Origin of the sequence: Paenibacillus sp. TAB_01, from assembly GCF_043945595.1 — a bacterium.
GTDB lineage: Bacteria > Bacillota > Bacilli > Paenibacillales > NBRC-103111 > Paenibacillus_S.
In genome coordinates this window covers 1,902,038-1,925,659 of the sequence record NZ_JBIFNP010000001.1, presented here as the reverse complement: position 1 = coordinate 1,925,659, position 23,622 = coordinate 1,902,038, and the positions used below count along the sequence as shown (strand labels likewise).

20 protein-coding genes are annotated in these 23,622 nt (G+C 53.7%); 3 read left to right on the top strand and 17 right to left on the bottom strand.

All coding sequences use genetic code 11. The annotated features are described in order from the left end of the window. Positions 1-49: 49 nt before the first annotated feature. From ACHHV8_RS09125 to ACHHV8_RS09100, 6 genes are all read right to left on the bottom strand, one after another. Positions 50-700 (bottom strand): hypothetical protein, encoded by a 651-nt coding sequence (locus tag ACHHV8_RS09125; protein ID WP_395157993.1) that lies wholly within the window; start codon positions 698-700, stop codon positions 50-52. Between the two features lie 44 nt (positions 701-744). After that, positions 745-1,734: a flotillin-like protein FloA gene (floA, locus tag ACHHV8_RS09120; protein WP_395157992.1), complete on the bottom strand. Its 990-nt coding sequence runs from the start codon at positions 1,732-1,734 to the stop codon at positions 745-747. A 40-nt stretch (positions 1,735-1,774) separates the two neighbouring features. Continuing rightward, positions 1,775-3,181 carry an NfeD family protein gene (locus tag ACHHV8_RS09115; RefSeq protein WP_395157991.1) on the bottom strand — a complete coding sequence of 469 codons (1,407 nt, stop codon included), beginning with the start codon at positions 3,179-3,181 and terminating at the stop codon, positions 1,775-1,777. A gap of 162 nt (positions 3,182-3,343) precedes the next feature. Beyond that, positions 3,344-3,787 (bottom strand): GatB/YqeY domain-containing protein, encoded by a 444-nt coding sequence (locus ACHHV8_RS09110; RefSeq protein WP_395157990.1) that lies wholly within the window; start codon positions 3,785-3,787, stop codon positions 3,344-3,346. 12 nt (positions 3,788-3,799) lie between these two features. Next, positions 3,800-3,973 (bottom strand): 30S ribosomal protein S21, encoded by a 174-nt coding sequence (gene rpsU, locus ACHHV8_RS09105; protein WP_010491812.1) that lies wholly within the window; start codon positions 3,971-3,973, stop codon positions 3,800-3,802. 91 nt (positions 3,974-4,064) lie between these two features. After that, on the bottom strand, positions 4,065-4,430 hold the full coding sequence (locus ACHHV8_RS09100; protein WP_395157989.1) for a histidine triad nucleotide-binding protein: 366 nt from the start codon (positions 4,428-4,430) through the stop codon (positions 4,065-4,067). Positions 4,431-4,702: 272 nt separating this feature from the next. Here ACHHV8_RS09100 and ACHHV8_RS09095 point away from each other — a divergent pair, with 272 nt between their 5' ends. Further along, positions 4,703-5,710: a TetR family transcriptional regulator gene (locus tag ACHHV8_RS09095; protein WP_395157988.1), complete on the top strand. Its 1,008-nt coding sequence runs from the start codon at positions 4,703-4,705 to the stop codon at positions 5,708-5,710. After that, complete coding sequence (locus ACHHV8_RS09090) at positions 5,649-6,635, top strand: amine oxidase (RefSeq protein ID WP_395157987.1); 987 nt, start codon at positions 5,649-5,651, stop codon at positions 6,633-6,635. Before ACHHV8_RS09095 ends, ACHHV8_RS09090 begins: the two co-directional genes overlap by 62 nt. A 34-nt stretch (positions 6,636-6,669) precedes the next feature. Here ACHHV8_RS09090 and ACHHV8_RS09085 read toward each other — a convergent pair whose 3' ends face one another. From ACHHV8_RS09085 to ACHHV8_RS09070, 4 genes are all read right to left on the bottom strand, one after another. Next, positions 6,670-8,745: a stalk domain-containing protein gene (locus ACHHV8_RS09085; protein WP_395157986.1), complete on the bottom strand. Its 2,076-nt coding sequence runs from the start codon at positions 8,743-8,745 to the stop codon at positions 6,670-6,672. Between the two features lie 143 nt (positions 8,746-8,888). Next, entirely contained in the window at positions 8,889-12,932 is a 4,044-nt protein-coding gene (gene addA, locus ACHHV8_RS09080) for a helicase-exonuclease AddAB subunit AddA (protein ID WP_395157985.1), read from the bottom strand. Continuing rightward, positions 12,907-15,831 (bottom strand): helicase-exonuclease AddAB subunit AddB, encoded by a 2,925-nt coding sequence (gene addB, locus ACHHV8_RS09075; protein WP_395157984.1) that lies wholly within the window; start codon positions 15,829-15,831, stop codon positions 12,907-12,909. The genes addA and addB overlap by 26 nt, the downstream gene beginning before the upstream one ends. Then, positions 15,828-16,640, bottom strand: coding sequence for a helicase-exonuclease AddAB subunit AddB (locus ACHHV8_RS09070; protein WP_395157983.1), 813 nt, complete (start codon positions 16,638-16,640; stop codon positions 15,828-15,830). Before ACHHV8_RS09070 ends, addB begins: the two co-directional genes overlap by 4 nt. 194 nt (positions 16,641-16,834) lie before the next feature. On the opposite strand from ACHHV8_RS09070, the gene ACHHV8_RS09065 reads away from it, so the two are divergent. Beyond that, entirely contained in the window at positions 16,835-17,677 is an 843-nt protein-coding gene (locus ACHHV8_RS09065) for a hypothetical protein (protein ID WP_395157982.1), read from the top strand. Between the two features lie 108 nt (positions 17,678-17,785). Here ACHHV8_RS09065 and ACHHV8_RS09060 read toward each other — a convergent pair whose 3' ends face one another. The 7 genes from ACHHV8_RS09060 to ACHHV8_RS09030 form a co-directional block, all read right to left on the bottom strand. Next, entirely contained in the window at positions 17,786-18,385 is a 600-nt protein-coding gene (locus tag ACHHV8_RS09060; RefSeq protein ID WP_395157981.1) for a nitroreductase family protein, read from the bottom strand. 178 nt (positions 18,386-18,563) lie between these two features. After that, a complete protein-coding gene (locus ACHHV8_RS09055) occupies positions 18,564-19,937 on the bottom strand; it encodes a class I SAM-dependent rRNA methyltransferase (RefSeq protein WP_395157980.1) in 1,374 nt (457 codons plus the stop codon). Between the two features lie 135 nt (positions 19,938-20,072). Next, entirely contained in the window at positions 20,073-20,501 is a 429-nt protein-coding gene (locus tag ACHHV8_RS09050) for an NUDIX hydrolase (protein ID WP_395157979.1), read from the bottom strand. Positions 20,502-20,603: 102 nt separating this feature from the next. After that, positions 20,604-21,956, bottom strand: a complete 1,353-nt coding sequence (gene mtaB, locus ACHHV8_RS09045; protein ID WP_395157978.1) for a tRNA (N(6)-L-threonylcarbamoyladenosine(37)-C(2))-methylthiotransferase MtaB — start codon at positions 21,954-21,956, stop codon at positions 20,604-20,606. A gap of 5 nt (positions 21,957-21,961) precedes the next feature. Next, the gene (locus ACHHV8_RS09040) at positions 21,962-22,807 is read right to left on the bottom strand and encodes an RsmE family RNA methyltransferase (protein WP_395157977.1); all 846 of its coding nucleotides are present in this window, start codon (positions 22,805-22,807) and stop codon (positions 21,962-21,964) included. A gap of 138 nt (positions 22,808-22,945) precedes the next feature. Further along, positions 22,946-23,485: a site-2 protease family protein gene (locus tag ACHHV8_RS09035; protein ID WP_395157976.1), complete on the bottom strand. Its 540-nt coding sequence runs from the start codon at positions 23,483-23,485 to the stop codon at positions 22,946-22,948. Further along, positions 23,473-23,622: a hypothetical protein gene (locus ACHHV8_RS09030; RefSeq protein WP_395157975.1), complete on the bottom strand. Its 150-nt coding sequence runs from the start codon at positions 23,620-23,622 to the stop codon at positions 23,473-23,475. Before ACHHV8_RS09030 ends, ACHHV8_RS09035 begins: the two co-directional genes overlap by 13 nt.

Genomic DNA, 23,622 nt, shown 5'->3' with positions numbered 1-23,622 from the left:
GGATACACGCAGCATAGGCTATTTACACCATATGCGCGAGCCGCGTGATTTATGAGAACCTGGCGAAGCAAACCGCTTCATCCGACCACGCAAAAAAGCACCGGATTCCTGAGAAGACAGGAACCCGGTGCTGAACCGGACTATACACTATGGCTTGCGGTATGGCTTTTTGCGACCGCGGATGACCTAATATTTCCGCCCAGATCACGCCCTGGGCCAGCTGATTCCTTGACAAAGGCTTCATGCTGCCGGAATCGGTAAAATCTCCGTTATCACCGTTAACAGGCTTTTTCCGGGCCCGTCTTGCAATCGAATCGCCTTCAAGCGGTGATGCATCCCAGAACGAGGCTTCGGGATCTCTGCCCTGCTGCTGCCCCTTGAATACAGGAACAGCCGCATCCTGGCGGCTCTGAGGCTTTACGGCAGTCCTCGAGGCTGCCGGAGACGTACGTTCGCCCTGCCTCTCCGACGAGGCGGGGGGAACGGATTTTCCTTTATGGAGCCCAGGAACCTTCTTCCCCCATCCCGTACCTGTACCCGCACCTCCGCCGCCGAATGGAGGCATCCCCGAGTTCGGAGCTGCAGGACGCGTTCCAGACGGCTTGCTCTCGCCCTTGCTCCGCTTAAAAACGCCCCTCAGAAAGAAAAAGGCGATAACAAAAAACACCCAGTTATGCAAAATCAGCTCGATCAGTTTCAACTTCGGACACGCTCCCTTCTGCTATGTCATCTTGGTTCGGGGCGTTATTCCTGCTCTTCGTTTTTCCCGGTATCGTTCATTTTCCCGAGCGTCGAGCGCATTTGCGTATCGGCATCGATATTTTTCAAGTTCATATAATCCATCACGCCGAGCTTGCCGCCGCGCAGCGCCTCAGCCATAGCCAAAGGAACCTGCGATTCGGACTCGACGACCTTCGCTTTCATTTCGACCACTCTCGCCTTCATCTCCTGCTCCTGGGCGACAGCCATCGCTCTGCGTTCCTCCGCCTTTGCCTGCGCAATGCGTTTATCCGCTTCCGCCTGCTCGGTCTGCAGATGAGCGCCGATATTTTTGCCTACATCGACATCCGCAATATCAATCGATAATATTTCAAAAGCCGTTCCCGCATCCAAGCCTTTGCCCAGAACGGTTCGGGAAATCAAATCGGGATTTTCCAGCACGTCCTTGTGGGAGCCGGAAGAACCTACCGTCGTTACGATCCCTTCGCCGACACGGGCAATGATCGTTTCTTCGCCGGCGCCGCCGACCAGACGGTCGATGTTAGCACGTACCGTAACCCGTGCGATAACCTTGACCTCAATCCCGTCCTTGGCTACCGCAGAAACTGTCGGTGTCTCGATGACTCTCGGATTGACGCTCATTTGCACCGCCTGCAGCACGTCGCGGCCCGCCAAATCGATCGCGGCCGCACGTTCGAATTCCAGATGAATATTCGCCCGGTGCGCGGCGATTAAAGCGTTAACAACGCGGTCTACATTACCGCCCGCCAGAAAGTGACTCTCCAGCTGATTAATCGTAATATCAATACCGGCCTTCGTTGCCTTGATCATCGGATTGACGATCCGGCTTGGAATAACCCGGCGCAGACGCATCGCAACCAGCGTAATAATCCCGATTCTCACTCCCGACGCGAGTGCCGAGATCCAGAGCATCACGGGAACGAAGCTTAAAAAGACCGACAGCGCGATAATAACAATGACTACAAGCAGCAGCACGTAAACAATGGAATCCATACATAACCTCCTGTTAAGTGAATAGGCCTGATTTCAGGCTTTAAGCATGTCTTTCCTCTTCCTTGCGAACAACAATGCGCGAGCCTTCGACTTGAATAACGATGACTGAAGTGCTGGCAGGAATGAATTCTCCCGAGGTTACGACATCGATCCGATCCTCGCCGATTTGTACGGTGCCTGCGGGACGCAGCGGCGTAAGCGCCGTCCCTGTCCGGCCCACCAGCTCTGTTCTCGAGTCCGCTGAGGTGTAGCCTTCCTCGGTCGTCAGCGAATCGCGTAAAATAAACCGGTTCCAGACGCCGCGGTGCTTAAATATTTTAATAAAGATAGCCAACACAATGACTGCAAGCACGAAAGCGATAGACAGATTCAATGCCGCCTGCTTCGTATTGTAGGCCGCCATCACGACACTGCTGAATAAGCAGACGATCCCCAGGATGCCTAGAATACCAAAGCTGGAAACGAAAATCTCGATGATCAGCAGCACGACGCCAATGATAAAGAGCGCTATATCCTCCACCCCCGCGAAGCCGATAATGTAATGGCCGAAGAAGTACAAGCCAAAACCAAGCAGCCCCAATATTCCCGGAATACCGAATCCTGGCACGAACAACTCGATGGCAATCCCTGCGATGCCGATAAAGAGCAGCAGCGTCGATACCAGCGGATCGGTAATCCATCGGGAAAATGTCTCAGCCGGCGTAGGCTTCATCGTAAGAAGCGGGTGCTCCGTCCCTCCGATATGACGAATCACCTCGCCCATATCTTTGGCCAGCACCTCGGCGTAGCCTACCTTCACCGCCTCCTCCGCCGTCAAGGAAACGAGCTGGCCTTTCGGCACGTCGCGCCCGATCGGCTGCATGGTAACGCCGACATTTTTGTCAACCATCGCTTCCGCTATCTGCGGATCACGCCCCCGAAGCTCGGCAGCAGCACGCATTTCACTAGCCCAATGGGCAACAACCTTTACATTATCGATCTCGTTGCCGGAGCCGTCCACAACGGCGGCCGCTCCTATCGAGCTGCCTGGCTCCATCGCAATCTGCACGGCATTCAGAGCAATATAGCTCCCTGCAGAAACCGCTTTACCGTGAACATAGGCGATCGTCGGCACCTTACTGCCCCGGATCAATTCTCCAATCTCCTCTGCGGCGATAACCTCTCCGCCCAAAGTATCGATATCCAGAACAATATACATCGCTTGTGCTTCCGCGGCTTCATTTACCGCACGGGTTAAAAACTTCTCCAGCCCCGCCTCAATCGTCTTGTGAACGGGAATGACCACGACTGGAGCGGATAATGGAGCCTGGCTTGAAGCGGCAGGGGCGGTCTGTCCTGTCTCTTGCACCGCAGCAGAAACAGGAATCCAGCCTGTTAACATAAACAAGGCTGCCAGCAGAAGCATGCCCGTTCTGAGCAGCAAAGCCGAAGGCTTAGGCTTCCACATGTGACCCTCACCTCCTTTTTCCTTATTTGCTCCTTGTTCATACTTACGTAAAGGATAGCCTATTCGATTCAAACTTGCAAAAAAAACCATTCGGCTAACCTATTCGATTAACCGAATAAATAAAAAAACACTCCTGTTTCCAGGAGTGTTTTCCATGTCCTACTATGATAAGAGTTGTTGAACGGCCTGATTGACAATCTTGCCATCGGCACGCCCTTTCACCTTAGGCATCAATGCACCCATGACTTTTCCTATATCCGCTTTAGAAGAAGCTCCCACTTCTTGGATGGTCTGCGATACAATGGCTTTTACTTCTTCTTCCGAAAGCTGCTGCGGCAAGTACTCCATCAGAATTTCAATTTCTGCCTTCACGGTTTCGGCGAGGTCGTCACGACCTGCCTTTTCAAATTCTTGGAGGGAATCTTTCCGCTGTTTAACTTCACGATTCAGAACGTCAAGTACTTCTTGGTCATCTAAGGTTTTACGCTGATCTATCTCAATATTCTTGATAGCTGCACGAACCATACGGATTACGGAGAGTTTAAACTTGTCTTGACTCTTCATCGCTAGCTTCATATCTTCGTTTAATCTCTCGCTTAAGCTCATCGATTAAGCCCCCTAGAACTTTCTCTTACGAGCAGCCTCTGATTTCTTCTTACGTTTCACGCTTGGCTTCTCATAATGCTTGCGTTTTTTAACCTCCGCTAATACGCCATCTTTTGCGATGGAGCGCTTAAAGCGGCGAAGTGCAGCATCTATAGTTTCATTTTTGCGAACTCGAGTTTCTGACACCAGTTTTCCCTCCCTCCGAACAGACCGTCCAAGACGAAAAAAAGCAATTCATCAAATTTCATTATATGGCATAGCTAAACTGGGTGTCAACCTATGAAATAAAGTTTGTTGACTGCCTCGCGTTAAGCGGGCCCAGCTTCTCTCCTGCCAACAAGTGATAATGAATATGAAAAACAACTTGTCCTCCGTCTGTACCGCAGTTATTAATCAAACGATAACCGCTTTCCGCCACACCAACTTGTCTGGCGATTTCTTGCGCGGCACGATGAATCTCACCGAGCAAGCCCCAGTCGCTTGACTCAACGTCGTTCATGGTTGCGATGTGCTTCTTGGGGATAATCAAAATATGTACGGGAGCGGCCGGCTGAATATCATGAAACGCCAACACGTGCTCGTTCTCGTACACTTTCTTGGAAGGGATGCTCCCCTCGATGATCTTACAAAAAATACAATCCATGACGGGTTGTCCTCCCAGCGCCTAAAGCTATGACGGTAATTCTATATCGTTATTACTATACCGAATTTTTCGCAAAAAAGAAACTCCGAATCAAAGAAAAATTAAGGATGTTCGTTAAACGTCGATTTTCCCCTTATTTTCTCGTATTTGAAAGCGGCGCATAGACTTTCCGTTCCTGCCAAAACTAAAAAACGATAGCCCTGTTTCACTTCTAGACTGTAAGTCTAATATTATGTATAATGAAGCCGATGATGGACGATGGGGTGGTTCGGATGAGTCGGTTTATGCGTGCTTCAACCCGTAAAAAGCGGGAGTTTATGATCGAGGTGGCTTTGCGCTTATTTATGGAGCGCGGTTATGAGCAGGTGTCGGTCGACGATATCATTGCCGCTACCCACACGTCAAAGGGCACTTTTTATCATTATTTTCAAGGAAAAGATGAGATATTAAGGGAAATGTCCCGCAAGCAAATTCATGTTATTTCCGAATGGGCGGACACAACCCCATCCCAGGTTCAATCCCTTGAGGGTCATATTAACAGGCTCTTTTTAGACTTGTCGTCCAATATTCAAACGTATCCTAGGCTGATTCGCAGCTTGATCTCCCTTTCGCTTCAGAACGAAGCTTTAAAAGCCATTGAAGAAGAGCAGTATCAATTGCTGTTTAACCGCCTGCTGCGCTGGCTGCCGAACCCGACCAAGGTGAAGCTGCTCATCGCGGCCTATCGCGGAACTTTATGGATGTGGTGCTCTCAGGAAGAACAGGAATTGCTCGGCATGGTACGAAATAATCTCGCTTGGGTTTGGTCCGGACTGCGTTCCGATCAAGGCGCATCCTCTATACCCATCGAATCAAGGCTGATACAGAACGCTAAGGAGGCTAACAAGATGAAAATCGCAATTATTGGCGGAGGATTGGCCGGCTTGACTGCCGCGGCTTATTTATCGGAGCATGAAGGAATTGAAGGTGTTATATTTGAAAGAAGTCCGCAATGGGGCGGCCGTGCTTTTACATATGAGAAAGCAGGCTTTACGCTCAATTACGGCGCTCATGCCGTATACGGAATCGACCGGCACGAACTAAGCGCGATGGAGCGTGAGCTTGGTCTGTCCTTCAGCTCCAAGCAGGTGGATAAGAGAAGAGTCATGTATTACAAAAACGATCAGTTAACTCCCGCGCCGCTTGATTTTGTCAATTTAATGCGGACGGAAATTTTGAATGCGAAGCAGAAGGTGCCGGTTTGTCGGGGAAATTTCCGCGATCATCGCCCATATTCATAAAGTGAAAAACTATGAGACGCTAGGCGACTACCTCGCTCAATCCGATGCGGATGAGGATGTAAAAGAGCTATGGGAGCATCTCGTCTGCTCCAACTTCTTCATCACGCCGGAAGAAGCCCGCAAGGTTCCTGGCGAAGTGATCAGCGAATACTACCATAACCTGTTCCTCTCCTCCCGTCCGGTTAACTACGTGCTGGGAAGCTGGGCCGTCATTACCAACCAGCTGCGCCAAAAAATCGAGCTGCCCGGCACCTGGGAGATGGCTCTCAAGGAAGGCGTAGAGGAAATCCGGTACGAGGATCGAAAATATGTGCTGAAAACCAAAACGAGGGAGCTCGTTTTCGATAAAGTAATTTTTGCAATGCCGGTACAGCAAATCTGCAAGCTGATGAAAGGAACGCCTTGGGAACCGTTCATGGCTCCGTTCGAAGAGAATACCCCTACGGAAGTCATGGTATACGATATCGGCCTGAACAAGGTTGTCGCCCGTCCATTCTCTTATATCAGCGACATGGACAACAAGCTGTTTATCAGCGATGTATCCGCCACGGATCATACCTTGGTGCCGGACGGCGGCCAGCTGCTGCAGGGTATCGCTTATTTGAGCGACAATTTCTCGAATGAAGAAGAAAGAAAGGCTTACCTGGACAGCAAAACCAAGCAGATGGAAGACCTGTTCGATCACTATTATCCGGGCTGGCGGGATGAAACGGCCGTAAAACGGGTATCCAAGAAAGCTATGGTGGCCAGCGTTAAAAATATTGTAACGAACCAGCTGCTGCCGACCCGATTGGAGAATGTGCCGTTCTATTTCTGCGGCGATGGCTGCGAAGGTAAAGGAGAATTGGCGGAGCGTTCCTTCTCGAGCGCCCGTAAAGTAGCGAAAGCGATTATGGAGGAAGTCAAAGTACCTGTTCGCATTTAATGCACAGTGAGCAAGGGCTTTACGCGGCGGAGAATCAGTGCGATAACCAGGCTGCCGCTGTTTGCAGCAAGGAACGAACTATGGAGAAAAGCTGAAAGAGCCAACCCGATTCGAAGGAATCGGGTTTTTGCTCTTGGTCTGGGTGAGATCTTTCAGAGGAAGAAGCAGCCGTACGAGCTAACGCTTCAGGCTTCTGCTCCGCAGGCCGCTCGGATGAAGCCGAAGGCGCTGCGGATTTGGATACCTGGGATGGAGGAACCGTAATTTTAACGGCTCGCAGGCTGCCGTCCCACTGTACCTCGCCGCCGAACGCCTCGCCTACGAAGCGGGCAGGAGCCAAGGTATACCCGTTCACCAATTGAGCGGGAACCTCCAGCGTAATCGGCTGCCCATTCTTATAGGCTTGATGATCGCCAATCTTCAGCGTCACCACGGTATCCCCCTTGCGTCCGGTCGCGGTTTGCGTAGCGGCATCCCATGTAACGGTAGCTCCCATAGATTCAAATATGGCTCTCAGCGGGGTGAGCGTGCTGCCTTGACGAATGACCGGCGGCTGCTCGTAAGCCTGCAGCTTCCCTTTCATCCGTACAGCCACCCCGGAGGAGATTGATACCGACTTGGAAGCTACCTGCTTTCCAGCCTGATTGTAGACTTCCAGCTTTACATTGGAGCCTTCCGGGACACTCCCTGCCTCCAGATCGATCCCGAACGGCGGAGCGGTTTGCGTGGCGATCAGCTTGCCGTTCAAATAATAATCCAGCTTGCCGATATAAATATCCGGAATTTTAACCCATGGAGTAATATGCGTGCGTTCTGTAAACGTATTTTGGGTATCCAGCAGCTTCGTATGCCCCGTTCCGTCTGCCGGTACGGCCCCCTGCTCTACCTTGGTTAAATAGAACGGGGAAGCGATCATCCGGCTGTACAGGTTTTTCATCGCCTCGTTAGCCCCTAACAAATAATTGTTGCGGGATTCCCGATCCTTCAGATCCACATTGAAGTACGTAATTGACTTCAGCCGCGGATATTTGAGCGGCATGATTTCGTACAGCCGCTGCAGGTTCAGCAGCCCATAGTCTGTAAAAGACTCCTGCGGAATATGAGCATAGTGGGATACGGCCGTCTCGCTGATCATCAGCGGCTTCCGGTCCGAATACGTCTTGTACAAATAATCCAGCCTTTCAACAGGCGATGTAGCCTGCATATTCCCCTGTGCCGGATCGCCGTTCTCGTACGGCTCAGTATACATACTGACGCCGACCCAGTCGACATAATCGTCTCCCGGATAATAAACATCCATGGAGTAGGCAGGCACATCTCCCGGACTCCAGACCATCGCAACGTTCGGCGCCTCTTCGGCCATCACGTCGTGGACCAGCCTGAACTTTTCGATATATTTTTGCGGGTCGCCATGCCATACAACCCAGTCGCCGTTCATTTCGCTGGCATAGCGCAAAAAGATAGGTATCCCCGAAGCTTTGGCCGCACGGGCCCATTCCCTTAAATAAGCGTCATCCTTCACCGAATCCAGGCCGTTCTTCGGCTCCCAGGCAATCTGCAGCGCAGCTCCCGTTTCCTTGGCTCGTACCGCATACTGCTTGGGAAAAGCCCCGCCTACCGGCGAATAGGCGAGGTAGAGCGCATGCTTTTTGCCGTAGATCGATTCCGACCGGCTGAAGTGGTTCTGCATGGCCGGATCCTGCTCGGAGTACATACCGATATACATGCCGTAGGCAGGCTCGAACTTGGCCAGCTTACCGTTCGCCGGCGCCCCCTGCCGGGTTAGCAGAGCCGTATCGGAGGTCGATTGATACAGCTCTACGACCGTCCGGATTTGTTCCGCGCGCTGCAGATCGACGGCTCCCCAATCCTTGCCGTCTTTCAGCCAGTACTCATTCTCCAGCTCATAATAACGGATTGCATTCACATAGTCCTGGATTCCGTCGTAATATTCGTCCAGCCTGCCGCAAAACAATGCCGCATTTTGCCAATCGGCAATCGAGGCGTAATACTCGACAAGGTACTGCCAATGGGGACCGCCGCTTCCGGATGTCCGCTGTTCACAGCCGCATCGGCAGCCTGCCAGCGATCCCAAATCGGATCGGCCCAAGCGCCGGCGCCGCCACCCAGAAGTCCTACAGCTAGAGAAATGACCATAAGCAGCTTTGCGCCTAGGCGGGCAGCTTTGCGGGTCGAAATCATATGAGACAATCCCCCTTCATGTTTAAATCATCTTATTGCCGAGCATCCGAACTACACTTCCAGGATATGAGCCCCGTCAAACAGGAAAATGTATTTCCCCGTGACCGGACGCCTCCAGATTTTCTCAACCGCTTTGGCGTATAAATCGAGCTGGAGACGATACCGCTCGCGAATAGCGTGCAGCTCGGCCGTGCCGCCGCTCTTCACATGATCCGTTTTATAGTCCAGCAGCACGAGCCCTTGTCCTTCTTCAAACATGCAGTCAATAATCCCCTGCAGAAGAATAGTCTCTTCGGCTGTCTGCTCATCCGTATCACTGTATACCTCTTTAGCGGGCAGACCGTAGCTGAACGGTACCTCGCGATGGATGCGATCCGCATGCAGCAGCCTGCCGCCCAAATCACTCCGGAAGAAAGAGGCTATTACGTCAGCATCTACAGCCTCGCACTGCGGTTCGGTTAATAATTGCTTACGCAGCATATCGGCTAACGTTTCACGGATGTCGTCAGCAGATGGAACCTTGTCCATACGTATATGCTGCATGACGGCATGAAATACCGTTCCGCGCTCTGCCGCATTCAGCTTCTTCTGCTCCAGAAATCTCGGACGCCGGACAATGGCCGGTCGGTAAGCCGATGGAGAAGAAAGCAGCGGATCGTTCAGCATACCGGCCTGCGGCTCGTCCGAGATCAGCTCCAGCAGCCTGTGATGCTCCGATAATCGCTTCAGCTCGGTGACGGATGTTTTGGACAATAACGCCGATGCCTGGGCATAAGGATACTCCCAAGACAACCGCCCCCACACCTGATGGTCTGTCAAATCCCCTTTATCGCTGACAGGCTCCAAATGGAATACAGACTGCATACGCTCTTCATCTATATCGGCAGCGCCTGCCGCTTCTGCCACGGACGCAAACCATTCCGGTCTAAGCAGACGCACCTCCCACCGGGACGGATCGCCGGAGCATGCCGCCGGGATCCGCTGGGAACCCCCGGCATACTCGCGAAGGGCGCGGCCGTCCGGATGGCGCATCAGCGCCGGACCGATCCAGTCCAGATAAGAACGGGCCTGGGCCACCGCATCGTTCGGAAGCAGCTCCTCATGATGCTCCAAATAACGCGACCATTTTTGCAGCAGCTTGTCCGTGTCTTTCACCGTAGCCAGAAGGTACAGCTTTTCCCTCGCGCGGGTCAGCGCAACGTAAAGCACCCTCATTTCCTCAGCCAGCATTTCCGTCCGCATCTTGCGGCGAATGGCAAGCCAAGGCAGCGCAGGATAGCTGGTACGGGTCTGCACATCCATATATTTCGGCCCGAAGCCCAAATCCTTGTGAACCATGAACGTATCCGTGAGATCCCGCTGATTGAACCGTTTGGCCATCCCGGCAGCAAACACCACGGGAAACTCCAGCCCTTTGCTCTTGTGAATCGACATGATGCGGACTACATTCTCCTGTTCTCCAAGCGCTCTGGCCGTTCCAAGGTCGCCTCCGCTATCCTTCATTCGTTCGACAAAACGCAGAAACCGGAATAATCCGCGGAACGACGTAGCTTCATACTGCTTGGCCCTGTCATACAACGCCCTCAAATTCGCCTGTCTCTGCTGCCCGCCAGGCAAGCCTCCCACAAAATCATAGAAGCCGGTATCCCGGTAAATCGTCCAAATAAGCTCGGAAAGCTCACCCTGCCGGGCGCTCTCCCTCCAGCCTTGAAGCTGCTTCAAAAATAGCTCCAGCTTGCTCTGAACCTCAGGATCCCGATCGCTCACCTGCTCCATAGGAACCTCGGAAGCGATGTCCAATGATGCAGAAGCAGCACGCCGCTCCATAGTTCCCGCTTCTTCGCCGGCAGCCGCTTCGTTCAACCCTTCCCCGATTTCCGCAGCCGCTGCGTGCGCCTCATCGCTTCCAACCCCCGTATCGATGTCCGGTCGGCGACTGACTTTAGCATAGGAAATGACAGCCTCGTAAAACGCCTTATGTCTTCCCGCAATCCGAATATACGCCAGCTGCTCCTCCGTCAGACCGACGATCGGCGAGCGGAGGACGGAGGCAATCGGAATGTCCTGATACGGATTATCGATAATCCGCAGCAACGAGAGCAGCACTTCGACCTCCGTCGCCGCAAAGTAACCGCTGCTAAGCTCCGCATAGGCCGGAATCCCCTGCTGCCGAAGCTCTTCGATAATAACAGGCGACCACTGCTGGGTAGCCCGAAGCAGGATGACCATATCGCGGTACGTGATGTCTCTTTGCCCTCCGGACGCCTTGTCGTAAACCTGGAAGACCGGTCCGCCTTCGGCGCCAAGCAGCTTCCGGATATGCTGCGCGATGACTCTGGCTTCCAATTGAGCCGTTTCGAGCTCGCGCGCTTCGCTAACGGCTTCGGCAGCCGCCTCTTGTCCTTCCTGCTCCGAGGAAGTTTCGTAGACGACAGCGTCATCCGTCAGAGACAGCTCGTCTTCAGAACGGTCCATCAGCAGCAATTCCGCCGCCTCGGACCCGTTGCTTCCGGGCCAATCGGGATAGTACGATGCGCCGTACACCAGCTCGGCCCGCGAATCGTAAGCAATTTCGCCGACCGTTTCCCCCATCGTCTGCCGGAAAATATAGTTTACTCCGTCAACGACAGAACGGCGGCTGCGGAAATTTTTGGCCAAATCAATTTTTTGGCCGGGTTCCGGTTCATCACTTTTATAGCTTTTATATTTCTCCAGAAACAAACCCGGCTCCGCGAGCCGGAAACGGTATATGCTCTGCTTCACATCCCCGACCATAAACCGGTTGCCCGGACCCTCGCGGGAGATCAGAGAGACGATAGCCTCCTGCACCCGGTTCGTATCCTGGTATTCGTCGAGAAGCACTTCAGCAAAATGCTCGCGGTACTGCAAAGCGATGGAAGAAGGCTGAAGAACACTGCTGCCGGCATCCTCGGACAGGATGTGCAGACAAAAATGCTCCAGGTCGCCGAAATCGACCAGCCCCTTGGCTTTCTTCCCTTCCTGATAGCGCCGTCCGAACTCAATGACCAGCTCTACCAGCGCAAGCATTAACGGCGCGAGCTCCTCCAGCTCCTGCTCGTACTGCTCGAGCGTCCGGTCGAACAGCTCTTCGGCTAATCCGGTCAGCTCCTCCTTCGCTTTATTGCGAAGCTCCTTCACCCGCTCCTGAAGCTCTTTATCGTATTGATCGCCCCTGCTGGGCTTCAGCTTACCGAACGCCGTGCCTTGGAAAGCGTCGTACAAATGAGTCCAGGAATACTCCGCTACCTGCTGCAAATAAGCGACCGCTTCCAAGTCCTCCTTCAAATTGGACAAATACGGAGCCGGCCCTCCAGGAGCATCGGCAAGCTGCACCGCCTCTTTCAAAACGGACACGATACCTTCCAGCTCCAGCCGAACCGAAACCAGCAGGCTCGGAATCCATGGGTTATTCTCCTCTGCGCCGCTCGGTCTATGTTCAGACCGATTGAACATAGCCGCCATTTCTCTCAGCCACCGGTCGGGACTCGGATGGCTTCTCGATTCATCATACAGTCTTTGCACCAGCCGGTGGAGCGCATCGTCGCTCTTCTCGCCACCGAACCATTCCACCAGTCGCCAAAAATCGCTTTGCTCCGTCGCCGCCTCATACTGTTCTTCAAACAGCTCCTCCAATAAATCCTGCCGCATCAGCTCGCTTTCCGTTTCATTGGCGATTCGGAAGCCGGGATCGAGCCCGATTCGCTGGTAATGGGTCCGGATGACCTCCAAGCAGAAGGAGTGCAGTGTCGTGATAGAAGCGCGGGCAATTAAGGCAAGCTGCCTGCGAATGTGATCGGAGCCGGGATTACGTTCCAGCGCCTTCTCCAATGCCTCGCTGATCCGGTGGCGCATTTCGGCGGCGGCCGCATTGGTGAACGTCGCTACCAGCAGCCTGTCCACGTCAACCGGATTGTGCTCATCGGAAATTCTCCGGATAATGCGCTCGACGAGAACCGCTGTTTTACCGGAGCCTGCGGCAGCGGCAACGAGCATGTCATGACCATGGATGGCGATGGCATCCCATTGGTCGTCTGTCCACGTGCTGCCCTCAGGCTTTTGGATTTTGTCCATCATGGCCGTTCTCCCCTTTCTTCAGTTCCGGCAGAGTCTCCAGCTCAAGCTCGAGCTCAAGCACCTCCTGCTCCTCTTCCGTTCCTGCCCCCGGTAAGACGCCGGCTGCACGAGGCTGCACCGCTCTGGCCGGCCGAAACGGAACACCCTTAGGCTTGTCGGCCGCCTGCAGCCGTTCGTCCATCAGCTCCATTGCTCTTTCCTTTCCTAACGGCTTCAGCACCGCGTGCCGGTTCGATTCGAATTGGCCGTCAAATTGGCAGACCGGCTTGTAGGAACAAAACGTGCACGGAATCTCTTGACCCATACGGTAAGGCTCTATGCCGATTTCGCCGCCGGTCATCGATTCTCCGATGCTTTTGATCGTGCCCCGGACATATTGGCGCAATAGTTGCCACTGCGCATCATCCGCGACGGAAGACGATTTATAGAAGCTTCCGTCATTTTTCATGGCGACGGGAATCAGCTGCGAATGGCCGCTGGCCCCTGCGAGCGCCCCGTCCATTAACTGGGCCGTTTCGGCATCCGCACGGATCAGGCCTCTCATTTTAAACCGTTTGCGCAGCTCCTCGTCCGCCTTTTCGGGCGAGATCCGGTTTTTCGTCTGCAGCAGAGGGTTATGCACATGGAAATACAATACCCCTGCAGGCTTGGCGTCCGTTCCAAGCCATGCTTTCGCATGCGTCAAGATAACGTCCAGATAGGTCAGCATCTGCAGGGAAAGACCGTAATACACCTCCGATAACAGAAGCGAAGTCGGGCTTGATTTGTAATCGATGACTCTCAGCAGCGTTCCCTGCTCGGTCGTCGCCCGGTCTACACGGTCGATCCGTCCCCTGACATCCATCCGGATCCCATTGTCCAGCTCATAGGATAAAGGAGGAATCGCTTGGCCCTCCCCAAACCCGATCTCCAGGCCGACAGGCACGAATTGCCCCCGCCGGGCATGCTCGCCCAGCATCATCGCCGCACGGCCAACAACCTGCTTCAGCTTACGCGCAATATAATGATGGCGCTTCGAGCTAAACAATATTTCGCTCTGAAGCCGGGGAGCCAGCAGATCTACTACGCTTTCGGCCTTGACGAAGCAATCCTCTGCGGTCAGCGCCCCCCAATCCGTACCTTCACTGACCACCTGCTCGGCGAACAGGCTTAAAGCCGCGTGGAACAGCTGCCCGATGTCGGGCGCCTCCAGACGGTAAATTCTTCGCTCCTGCAGCCTGAGCCCATGCGAGACGAACTGCGAGAAAGGACAGGCGACGAACCGCTCCATCCGCGACACGCTGGTCAGCACATGCTCGCCGTACAGCAGCCTGCTGGTATCCCTGCTCAACGCCCTGGCTTCATTCGTATAAAGCAGAGACTGCAGCAGCCCGCGAAGCTTGCCGCTCCATTCGGGATGTGCGGCGAACCAATTGTAAACGGACCACCACACGCCGGAAATCGGGACTCCCTTCATCCACTGCTTCAGCTGGACAATCAGGTAAGATAACGTCCTTCCCGGATGCGCCACGTAGCTGAGCTGCTCTGTCAAGCCCATGGCATCCGCCGGCTCGCTCATCAGCAGACGCTCCTTCAGAAAAGGAAACATCCGCTTCACATGACGGATCATTTCGGAAGGCAGCAGTGACTTCCCTTCCTCATCCGCCAGCGGGTAGCTCAGCCATAAACGTTCGGACGGCGTGCAAAAGGCGCAGTAAATCAGGAACAGCTCATCCAGCAGTCTTCGTCTCGCGCTTTCGGCCAGCGGCATGCCAAAACCCGTCAGCAGCTCCCGCTCCTGCTCCGAAATAATGCTGTCCTCGCTAATCTTGGACGGCATGACGCCCTCATTCACACCCAGCACAAACATATGCTTGATCCGGCTTGTCCGGTTCAGGTCCATGCTGCCGATCAGCACCTGGTCGAGGGAGGGCGGCACAAGACCGAGCCGGATGCTCTCCATGCCCGTTTCAAGCAGTTCTGCGAACGTTTCCGCAGATACCGTCTCCTCCCCCATCAGCTCTACCAATTGATCCAGCATATCCATCACTCTGTCCCATATCTGGGCATGCTCTCTCGCTTGTTCGGGTTGACCCGCTTGAACGGCGGTTTGACTCCAGCTCTCCAGCCGGTCCGGCACCTTGAGCTCGGTCAGCAGCTCATACAGCGACTGGACTTTGTCCTGAACGGTTTTCGACCGTCTCATCTTCTCCTGAAAAGCAATTAGCGGCCTCGCGATGATTTCACGGCACTGGTTCATCAGGCGCAGCATCGCCGCTTCGGACTCTGTGGAGCCCGCCTCCGGCTGCTCCAGACTGGCGCGCAGCGAGTAGGTCCACGGCTTTCCGTCATACCAGCGCGATCCCTGGATTCCAAAGGCAAGCACATAATTTTCAAGCTGATCCATAGCATGACGGCTTACTCTCGGATGCTCGCTTCCGCCTGCTCTATCGGCCGAATTCGTCCATGGCAGGAAAAAATCGGTCTTCACACAGCGGAATACTGCATCATATTTCCAATGATTCAACAGCACCTCCATAGAGGAACGGATCAGTTCCACTAACGGATGGTGCATAACGGTTCTTTTTTGGTCGAAGAAGTGAGGGATGTTCATATCCTTGAACGTGCCTGACAGCAAATCGCCATAAGCTTCGATGTTACGAACCGTCACGGCAATATCGCGGTACCGAAGCTGTTTATCCCTGACCAGCTGTAAAATGTCGCGCGCCACGCCTTCCACTTCCGCTCTCCGGTTTACAGCGGCCGATAGAGTGACCCCGTGCTCCAACGGGATGGCGCCGGATACGGAAGTATACGGCTTCTTGAGTCTCTGGTCAAATACATTTTCCATGTAGGCCAGCATCGGGTTGGAGCGGAAACGAACGGAAGGCGCCGAAGGCAGCTCCACGGTCTCTTTCACTTCAACGCCCAGCCGGTCCGATCCTTTCCTGCAGCTGCAGCATGGTCCAGGGCCGTCGGATGAAATAAATCCAGCTCATGCGGCTTGTCGCCCAGCTTGTACTCACGGTCGAGACAAAGCGTGACCGACACTTCGCTGCAGACGCCCGCCAGCCCTTCAATGACAGCCATCTCCTGAGGCGTAAAGCCGTGAAAGCCGTCGATCCAGCACTCCGCTCCGCGAACGTAGCCTGACTCGGGCAGCTGCTCCGCAAGCAGCGTCAAAAAGTCCTCCCCGTCCAGATAGGCCTTGGAGAGCTCCGCTTCGAATTCCTTATAAATCAGCTCCACATCGTGCAGTTTATCGGAAAGCGCAGCCGGCTTTTGCCTCGTATCCGCAAGAAAAGCCGACATCCCCTCCGCATTGACGCCGTACCGCTTCAGCTCTTTAAACAAATCGTTGATTTTCTCAATGAAGCCCATTTGGTCGGATGAGCCGGCAAAAAGCTTCAAGTGCTGACGTTGCTTATTTAAAATTTTATGTATAAGCAGTTTTTTTCCGGTATCGTCGATCGGCAGCCGTGCCGTTCCCCCTACTTCCTGCATAACGCGCCACGCCAGCCGCCGGAAGCTGAGCACCTGAGCGCGCAGGGTTCCCCTCAGCTCGGGCGTCGAGGCAAGAGCATACTCAGCCTGAAATGTAGCCTGCTCGGGCACCAGCAGGATCAACGGCCGTCCTTGCGGCGATTCCATAAGCTTGCTCTTCATGTCCCGTAAGCAATATTCGCTTTTTCCGCTGCCTGCTCTTCCCAGCACAAAACGTATGGCCATCGTTTGTTCCTCCTGCTTTGTTGTTACCTGCTCCGTAAATCCTTAACTCTACTATTCTACCAAAAATGCCGAAACATAGGGAAAGGGATCTTTTGGCTTCATTATAGCACACAAAATAGAATGAGAACACTTGTTCTGTATGCGGTTTTATAGTAATATTAAATACAACTAATCTCAAATCCAAGGAGAAGCCGATGACGAACGAACATACAGCCTGGGAAGCCGCCTGGATTGCCGCCGTCCGCGAATCCTCTATCAACGTGATGCTGGATACGCTTCGCAGCGCAATGGCAGCCTCTTCTAACCGCAAGCCCCAAACCGTCACCCATCGGGCGCTGCTGCTCATGGAAGCAGAGCTTCACTCGAACCCGGCTCGGCTTCAGCAGCTGACGCACAAGCTGTCCGGATACAGCGACGCAGCCGCGCAGGAGCTAGCCGTGTTTCTTCTTGCAAACCAGTTCCCGATTAATCCCGAAGCGGCGAATTTGAAGCTTATGCAATTAGCCGACAGCCCTTTTAAGGAAGTGCGGGACTGGAGCGCACGTGCGGCGGGCACCCTGCTCGGCAAGCATTTCCGTTTATTTTACCCTCTGATCGTTTTGTGGACGCAGCATGCGTCTGCCAATGTACGGCTCGCTTCGCTTCTCGCGGTGAAATATGCCGCTGCTTCCCGGAGCCTCGTTGACCCGGAGAAGCTTCTGGATCTGACTGAGTCGCTGCTTTCCGACACCGATGCCGCCATAAAAAAAGCGCTGGGCGCACCCGTTCTCGGGAGCGGGCTGCTGCCACTCTACCCGGAGCAGGTCTACCGCCGCATGGAACGATGGCTCGAGGCGGACACTCCCGGAGCCCGCTGGCACATCGCCCGGCTGTTCGCCACCGCGGAAGCCGCCCAGCGCTGGGAGCTGCTCCAGCCGCTCTTCGCGAAGCTCGCAGCAGACCCCCGGGCAATGATCCGAAAGGCAGTGCAAAAGGCGGTACAGTTCCTTTCCAAAAGGATCGCCGATGACCCTCTGCTGCTCTCCGTACTGGAATGAGCCTCGTCCTCCAGACGTCTCGCAGCATAAAAAAAGGCGCTCAGCCGAGCTGAGTACGCCTTCTCCGTATAAATCAATCATTGCAGTACGGCTCTTTTCTTCAATGCGCTAATTCTCGAGCCAAACGGTTTTAGACGCGACCGGCTCTCGTTTGCCTTCATGCTGCCGAATGTCAGGGTAGCCTACATAAATAAGGCCGACGACTTCTTCCGCTTCGGCCAGACCGAAAGCCTCCTTCATTCTCGGGTGGTACATCGGCTCCCCCGATCTCCATATGGCGGCAAGCCCAAGCGCATGCGCCGCAAGCAGAAGATTCTGCACAGCGGAATGGGCCGCTGCAAATTCCTCCAGCCGGTTGACTCCAGGCGCGCTGGAAGGAGAAACGACCGCAGCTATGACAACGGGAGCGCGAAACGCCTTCCCGCCGTGCTTGGCGCGCATCTCCTGTTCTTCCTGCGAGGAAGCCGTTCCGACGCTGCTTTGCATAGCTACATCCGCATAAGCTTCAGCAAGCACCTGTCTTCCATTACCTGTCATAACATAAAAACGCCATGGTTCGGTCGCATGATGGCTGGGCGCCCACGAAGCCGCTTCCAGCAAAGCTTCGATCTGCTCCTTCGGAACCGGGTCTTGCTTGACTCGCCCGATGCTGCGCCGCCCGCGAATAGCTTCTCCAAGACTCATAGATAAATTCGATAATTGGCTCATTTGATTCTCCTATCATTGAGAATTATTATCATTCATACAAACCATTATAAAAGTCGTGTTGCGGAATAGCAAGATTGTTGTTGCGCCCAGAGAGATGAAATCTCCTTTCTTCACCTTTCCCTGCGAACAGCACAAAGGCCGCCCTTCGTTATGGAAGGACGGCCGGCATAGGTGTCATTTACCTGCTGCGAACCTCAAAAATAGCAAATTTCAGATAGTGGCCTTCGTCGACGCCGAGAATGCGCGGATGATCCTTACCCGCTCCTCTGAACTCCACGAGCCGCAAAATTTTCTTGGCGTCGTTCGCCGCGGCATGAATCGTTTCCAGGAACAAGTCCGGTTTCATATGATACGAGCAGCTTGCCGTAACCAGATAGCCGCCTTCATTCACCAGCTTCATCCCGTGAAGATTGATGTCTTTATAGCCCCGGCAGGCGCCCTCCACGGCGCTCCGCGTTTTGGCAAAAGCCGGCGGGTCAAGAATAACGACATCCCAAGTCTTCCCTTTATTGTGCAAAGGCTGCGAGGTATCCACCTTCTTCTTGTCCGCATGTCCCCGTTCCTGGCGCAGATCGAGCGCTTTTACCTGCTCTCGCAAATATTCGAAAGCATCGGCAACAACGAACTCTACCCGATCCTCAAAGCCGTTCAGCTTCACATTCGTACGGGCGCTCTCGATAGCGTGCTCGGATATATCAAGACAAGTCACCTTTTTCGCGCCATACTTGCAAGCATTCAGCGTAAAGCTGCCCGTGTGCGAGAAGCATTCCAGCACGGTCGCACCGTCCCACAGAGGAAAGGTGACCACTTTGCCGTTGGCATTGACCGGAGCCTGAACCAGACGCTCTGACCCATCCTCTGCCGGAATCTCCCTTAGCTCGATACCGCTGCGTTTGCCCCAGCCCTGCATCAAAGGAGCAATGGCCGCACGATTTTCCCGCTGATCGAAGAAATAACCGGTTTTTTGGCCCTGTTGAATATCGATCTCCAGCTTCAGCCCATTTTCCGTTATGAGCACATGCTGCGGACATTCCCCATACAGAAGCCCTGTACGCTGTTCTAAGCCTTCCAATTCTCTTACCGAAACATCGCTGCGCTCATATATGCCGGCAGGCTCTACAACCTCTACAAGGGCGGAAACGATCGCTTCACGCACCTGATCCATGCCTAACGTCAGCAGTTGGACGACGAATACATCCTCGAAGCGGTCTACGATCAATCCCGGCAAGAAATCCGCTTCCCCGTACACGAAACGGTACGAACGGGCTCCAGGCAAGAACCTTTCTCTCTGCTCCAGGCAGCGGCGGAACCGCTCTGCGAAGAAGTCATGAGTCATTGCCTCGACCGGCGCGTAAGACACAATGCGCACAGTAATTTGCGAAGCGGGGTTCCAATAGCCCGTAGCAAGATATTGGCCCAAATGATTATGTACGGAAACCAGCTGTCCCGGGCTCGCCTCGCCTTCCATCCGCTCGATTTCAGACTGGTATACCCAGGGATGTCCGGCCTCCAGCCTTTTCTTTCTTTTCTTATCCAAAATGACTACTGCCATAGGTCAAGCTCCTCTCAAACCGCAAAAATCCGGCGTCAGGTTCCCGCATCCACGTGCGGAACAATGCCGAAGCCGCTATTTTTCTATATGATATGTAAAATGTTTCATTTCGCTGAAGACTTCAGCCAGCCGTATTCAGTTTACCTCATACCCCAAAGAATGGAGCGCTTTTTTCAAAACCGAATCGTTGTTGCCATATCCCGAGTGGACCTGCTGGTGCCATGCCTCCAGCGGATGCAGCCATTCGACGCCGCGGATCTCCTCCACCTGTGCGTGCAGATCGCCGCTCTTGGCCTCTACAAGATAATAGTGGACCTCTTTATCGATCACACCGACGCCTGACATGGTGAACTGATATTTAATCGTCTCCAAAGGCTTCACAATCGCTCCGACAATGCCCGTTTCCTCCAAGATCTCCCTGAGCGCGGTTTCTTCAATCGTTTCGCCGGGCTCCATCTTTCCTTTGGGAAGCGTAATTTTGCCATAACGATCCTGAATCATCTGTACATGGGTATCGTTTCCCTGCTTTCGGAAAACGACGCCGCCTGCGGAAATTTCCTTCATACCATTTCCATCCTTTCCGAGTCGGATTTCAATGCATCGCCTCACCGAGAAAGAAGAAGGATTTCATCCTTATACATAGAATGAAATCCTTGGTTCTGCGGTTTACACAATCAGTGCTTTGGGAGCAGCTGCCATCGGTGTCAATACACGCAGCAGCTGGCCTTTGGACTCGTTGACTCCGGCTTCGTTCACCTTCACCTGAACCACGCTGCCGACCAAATCCTCGCTGCCCTCGAACACCACCTGTAAATAGTTATCCGAGTAACCCATGATCAAGCCGCTTCCCGGCTCGCCTTTATGCGGCCGCTCCGGAATAACCTCCAGCACCTGGCCTACGAATTTCTTCGCATAGCTGAGCTGCATACGCTCGGACAAATCGATCAGCTCGTGCACGCGGATGTTTTTCAGCTCCTCGTCGATCTGATCCTCCATCCGTGCCGCCGGCGTTCCCGTCCGTTTGGAATACGGGAATACGTGCATTTCCGAGAACTGCATTTGCTCCATAAAACGGTAGCCGTTTCGGAACATTTCTTCCGTTTCTCCCGGAAATCCTACGATGACATCCGTCGTAATAGCTACGCCCGGCATAATCTGATGAATCCGTTCGATTTTGCCGCCGAATTCGGCCGTTGTGTATTTGCGGCGCATTCTCGAAAGCACCCGGTCATCGCCCGCCTGCAGAGGAATATGCAGATGACGGCACATTTTATCCGAGGCATTCAGCACCTCAAGCACTTCATCGGTAATTTGGCTTGCTTCAATCGAGCTGATGCGGATCCGCTTCAAGCCGTCGACCTTGTCCAAATCCCACAGCAGCTTCGCCAAGCTGTAGTTCTCCATATCTTCCCCGTAACCGCCCGTGTGAATTCCTGTCAGTACAATTTCCTGGTATCCCGCGTCGACAAGCATATGAGCCTGTTTAATCACGCTCTCCGGCTCCCGGCTGCGCATCAGACCGCGCGACCAAGGAATGATACAGAAAGTACAGAAGTTGTTGCAGCCCTCCTGGATTTTCAAAAACGCGCGTGTCCGGTCGGCAAAATCCGGCACATCCAGCTCTTCAAACTGGCGTGTCTTCATAATATTGCGGACCGCATTGATCGGCTGCCGCTCCTGTTGAAGCTGCTGAACATAAGTCATGATTTTATCCCGGTCCTGTGTTCCGATAACAAGGTCCACGCCCGGAATAGCCATAATCTCCGCAGGGGAGGTTTGCGCATAGCAGCCCGTTACGGCAACAATAGCCTCCGGATTGCGGCGCACAGCGCGGCGAATCATCTGCCTGCTCTTTTTATCGCCCGTATTTGTAACGGTACAAGTGTTAATAACGTATACGTCAGCCGTAGATTCAAAATCTACCTGCTCGTAGCCATCGTGCTTGAACTTTTGCCAGATCGCTTCCGTATCGTAAAAGTTGACTTTACAGCCCAGCGTGTGAAACGCAACTGTAGGCATCTTCGTTATCCTCCCATCTCGCCGGATTCGTACAAAATGCAAGTGAGACCGACCATCGCGGCCGTCTCCGTCCGTAATATGCGGCGTCCCAGACTGACGGAGCGGCAGCCTGCCGCTTCCGCGTTCGCAACCTCCTGCTCGGTGAACCCGCCCTCGGGCCCGATAATCAGGAGCAGCCTTATACGGTCGCCGCCGCTTTCGGTTTGAGGCTTCGCAGAAGCTTCAGGTCCGTCTGTTGCCGGAGCCTCGCCCTGCGCCGCCGAATCTATACGAATCGCTTTTCCTTTGGATAAAGCTTCTTGAATCTGCTGTCTTAACTGTAACCCGTTTTCCTTCTCGTAGCAAATCCATGCCGCATCGGCTTGTCCTGCCAGCTGGAGCAGCTGCTTCCAAGAGAGCGGGGCTTCAACGGCAGGCACCCGGTTCCGGTGCGCCTGTTCGGCCGCTTCCTTGGCGATTTTCTGCCAGCGCTCGATGCGTTTGCCTTCTTTCTTCGCATCCAGCTGAACCACGGTCCGTTCGGATACGAAAGGAATAAACCGGCCTGCGCCGATTTCCGTCCCCTTTTGAATGACGAGCTCCATCTTGTCGCCCTTCGGCAGGCTCTGGGCAATCCAGACCTCTACTTCCGGCTCGCGGTCAAGCGGCAGCATTTCCACGATATCCGCTTCCACCCGGTCTTTCTCCGGTTCGCGAAGCTTCACCAGCGCTTCCCGGCTGATGCCGTCGCTGACGATGACCTGATCGCCGGCTTTGGCCCGCATGACTCGCACCAGGTGATGGGCGTCGTCACCGGTAATCGTAACCGACGCGGCTTCGAACCGTTCCGGAGCAATAAAGTAACGCTGCATGTTCTTCTCTACTTTCGTGTTGATTTACAGAAATAAGCATGAAAACATCAACCCTCATCATACAACTTTTCCGGTAAAAAAGCCACCGTTGTCAGCAATCTCCAGTTCATGCCGGAGACTGCTCTTAAGGGTCGGAAGCTATTTGCCGAAAACCGCCGAAACGATATAGTTAAATGCGTTCAATATATCCCACTGCCAGGCAAAAATCGGGCCGAGCGTCACATTACGGATCGGCTGGATAAAGAACATCAATAAGATGACATAAAACAGCCACTGCTCATGCTCCTTCACCTTGGCCAGCCAAGGACGCGGCAGCAGATCTTCCACGATGCGGTAGCCGTCCAGCGGAGGCAGCGGAATCAGGTTTAAAATAAACAGGAAAATATTTTGCATGACCATGTAGGTCAAAAATAACTGGATGGCCATCTGCACGCCTGTCGACATGCTTCCAAGCACATGATTTTTTTGCAGCAAATACAAGATAATAATACTGATAAATCCGAGAATCAAATTGCTGACGGAACCGGCAAGCGAAACGAGAATCCCCATGATTCTCGGCTTCTTAAAACGGGAACGGTTAACCAGAACGGGTCTGGCCCAGCCGATGCCGATAATGAGAAAAAAAATCATCCCCAGCCAATCGACATGGGCTCTAGGATTCAGCGTCAACCGGCCCATGGAACGGGGTGTAGGGCCCCGAACCGGTCGGCAAGATAAGCATGGGCAAATTCATGTACCGCAAATCCGATCAGCAGCACGACAAAGACGAACGGCAGATGACTGACCGGATACGGCAGAAAGGAACTCCAATCCAT

What these genes read in the sequence shown, in the direction of transcription:
- addA (WP_395157985.1), bottom strand. Translation starts at nt 12,932, where the DNA reads ATGATGGACAAAATCCAAAAGCCTGAGGGCAGCACGTGGACAGACGAC.
- ACHHV8_RS09030 (WP_395157975.1), bottom strand. Translation starts at nt 23,622, where the DNA reads ATGGATTGGAGTTCCTTTCTGCCGTATCCGGTCAGTCATCTGCCGTTC.
- ACHHV8_RS09115 (WP_395157991.1), bottom strand. Translation starts at nt 3,181, where the DNA reads ATGTGGAAGCCTAAGCCTTCGGCTTTGCTGCTCAGAACGGGCATGCTT.
- ACHHV8_RS09090 (WP_395157987.1), top strand. Translation starts at nt 5,649, where the DNA reads ATGCGAAGCAGAAGGTGCCGGTTTGTCGGGGAAATTTCCGCGATCATC.
- ACHHV8_RS09110 (WP_395157990.1), bottom strand. Translation starts at nt 3,787, where the DNA reads ATGAGCTTAAGCGAGAGATTAAACGAAGATATGAAGCTAGCGATGAAG.
- ACHHV8_RS09050 (WP_395157979.1), bottom strand. Translation starts at nt 20,501, where the DNA reads ATGAAGGAAATTTCCGCAGGCGGCGTCGTTTTCCGAAAGCAGGGAAAC.
- ACHHV8_RS09040 (WP_395157977.1), bottom strand. Translation starts at nt 22,807, where the DNA reads ATGCAGCGTTACTTTATTGCTCCGGAACGGTTCGAAGCCGCGTCGGTT.
- ACHHV8_RS09055 (WP_395157980.1), bottom strand. Translation starts at nt 19,937, where the DNA reads ATGGCAGTAGTCATTTTGGATAAGAAAAGAAAGAAAAGGCTGGAGGCC.
- floA (WP_395157992.1), bottom strand. Translation starts at nt 1,734, where the DNA reads ATGGATTCCATTGTTTACGTGCTGCTGCTTGTAGTCATTGTTATTATC.
- ACHHV8_RS09065 (WP_395157982.1), top strand. Translation starts at nt 16,835, where the DNA reads ATGACGAACGAACATACAGCCTGGGAAGCCGCCTGGATTGCCGCCGTC.
- ACHHV8_RS09060 (WP_395157981.1), bottom strand. Translation starts at nt 18,385, where the DNA reads ATGAGCCAATTATCGAATTTATCTATGAGTCTTGGAGAAGCTATTCGC.
- mtaB (WP_395157978.1), bottom strand. Translation starts at nt 21,956, where the DNA reads ATGCCTACAGTTGCGTTTCACACGCTGGGCTGTAAAGTCAACTTTTAC.
- ACHHV8_RS09100 (WP_395157989.1), bottom strand. Translation starts at nt 4,430, where the DNA reads ATGGATTGTATTTTTTGTAAGATCATCGAGGGGAGCATCCCTTCCAAG.
- ACHHV8_RS09070 (WP_395157983.1), bottom strand. Translation starts at nt 16,640, where the DNA reads ATGGCCATACGTTTTGTGCTGGGAAGAGCAGGCAGCGGAAAAAGCGAA.
- ACHHV8_RS09095 (WP_395157988.1), top strand. Translation starts at nt 4,703, where the DNA reads ATGAGTCGGTTTATGCGTGCTTCAACCCGTAAAAAGCGGGAGTTTATG.
- ACHHV8_RS09035 (WP_395157976.1), bottom strand. Translation starts at nt 23,485, where the DNA reads ATGGGCCGGTTGACGCTGAATCCTAGAGCCCATGTCGATTGGCTGGGG.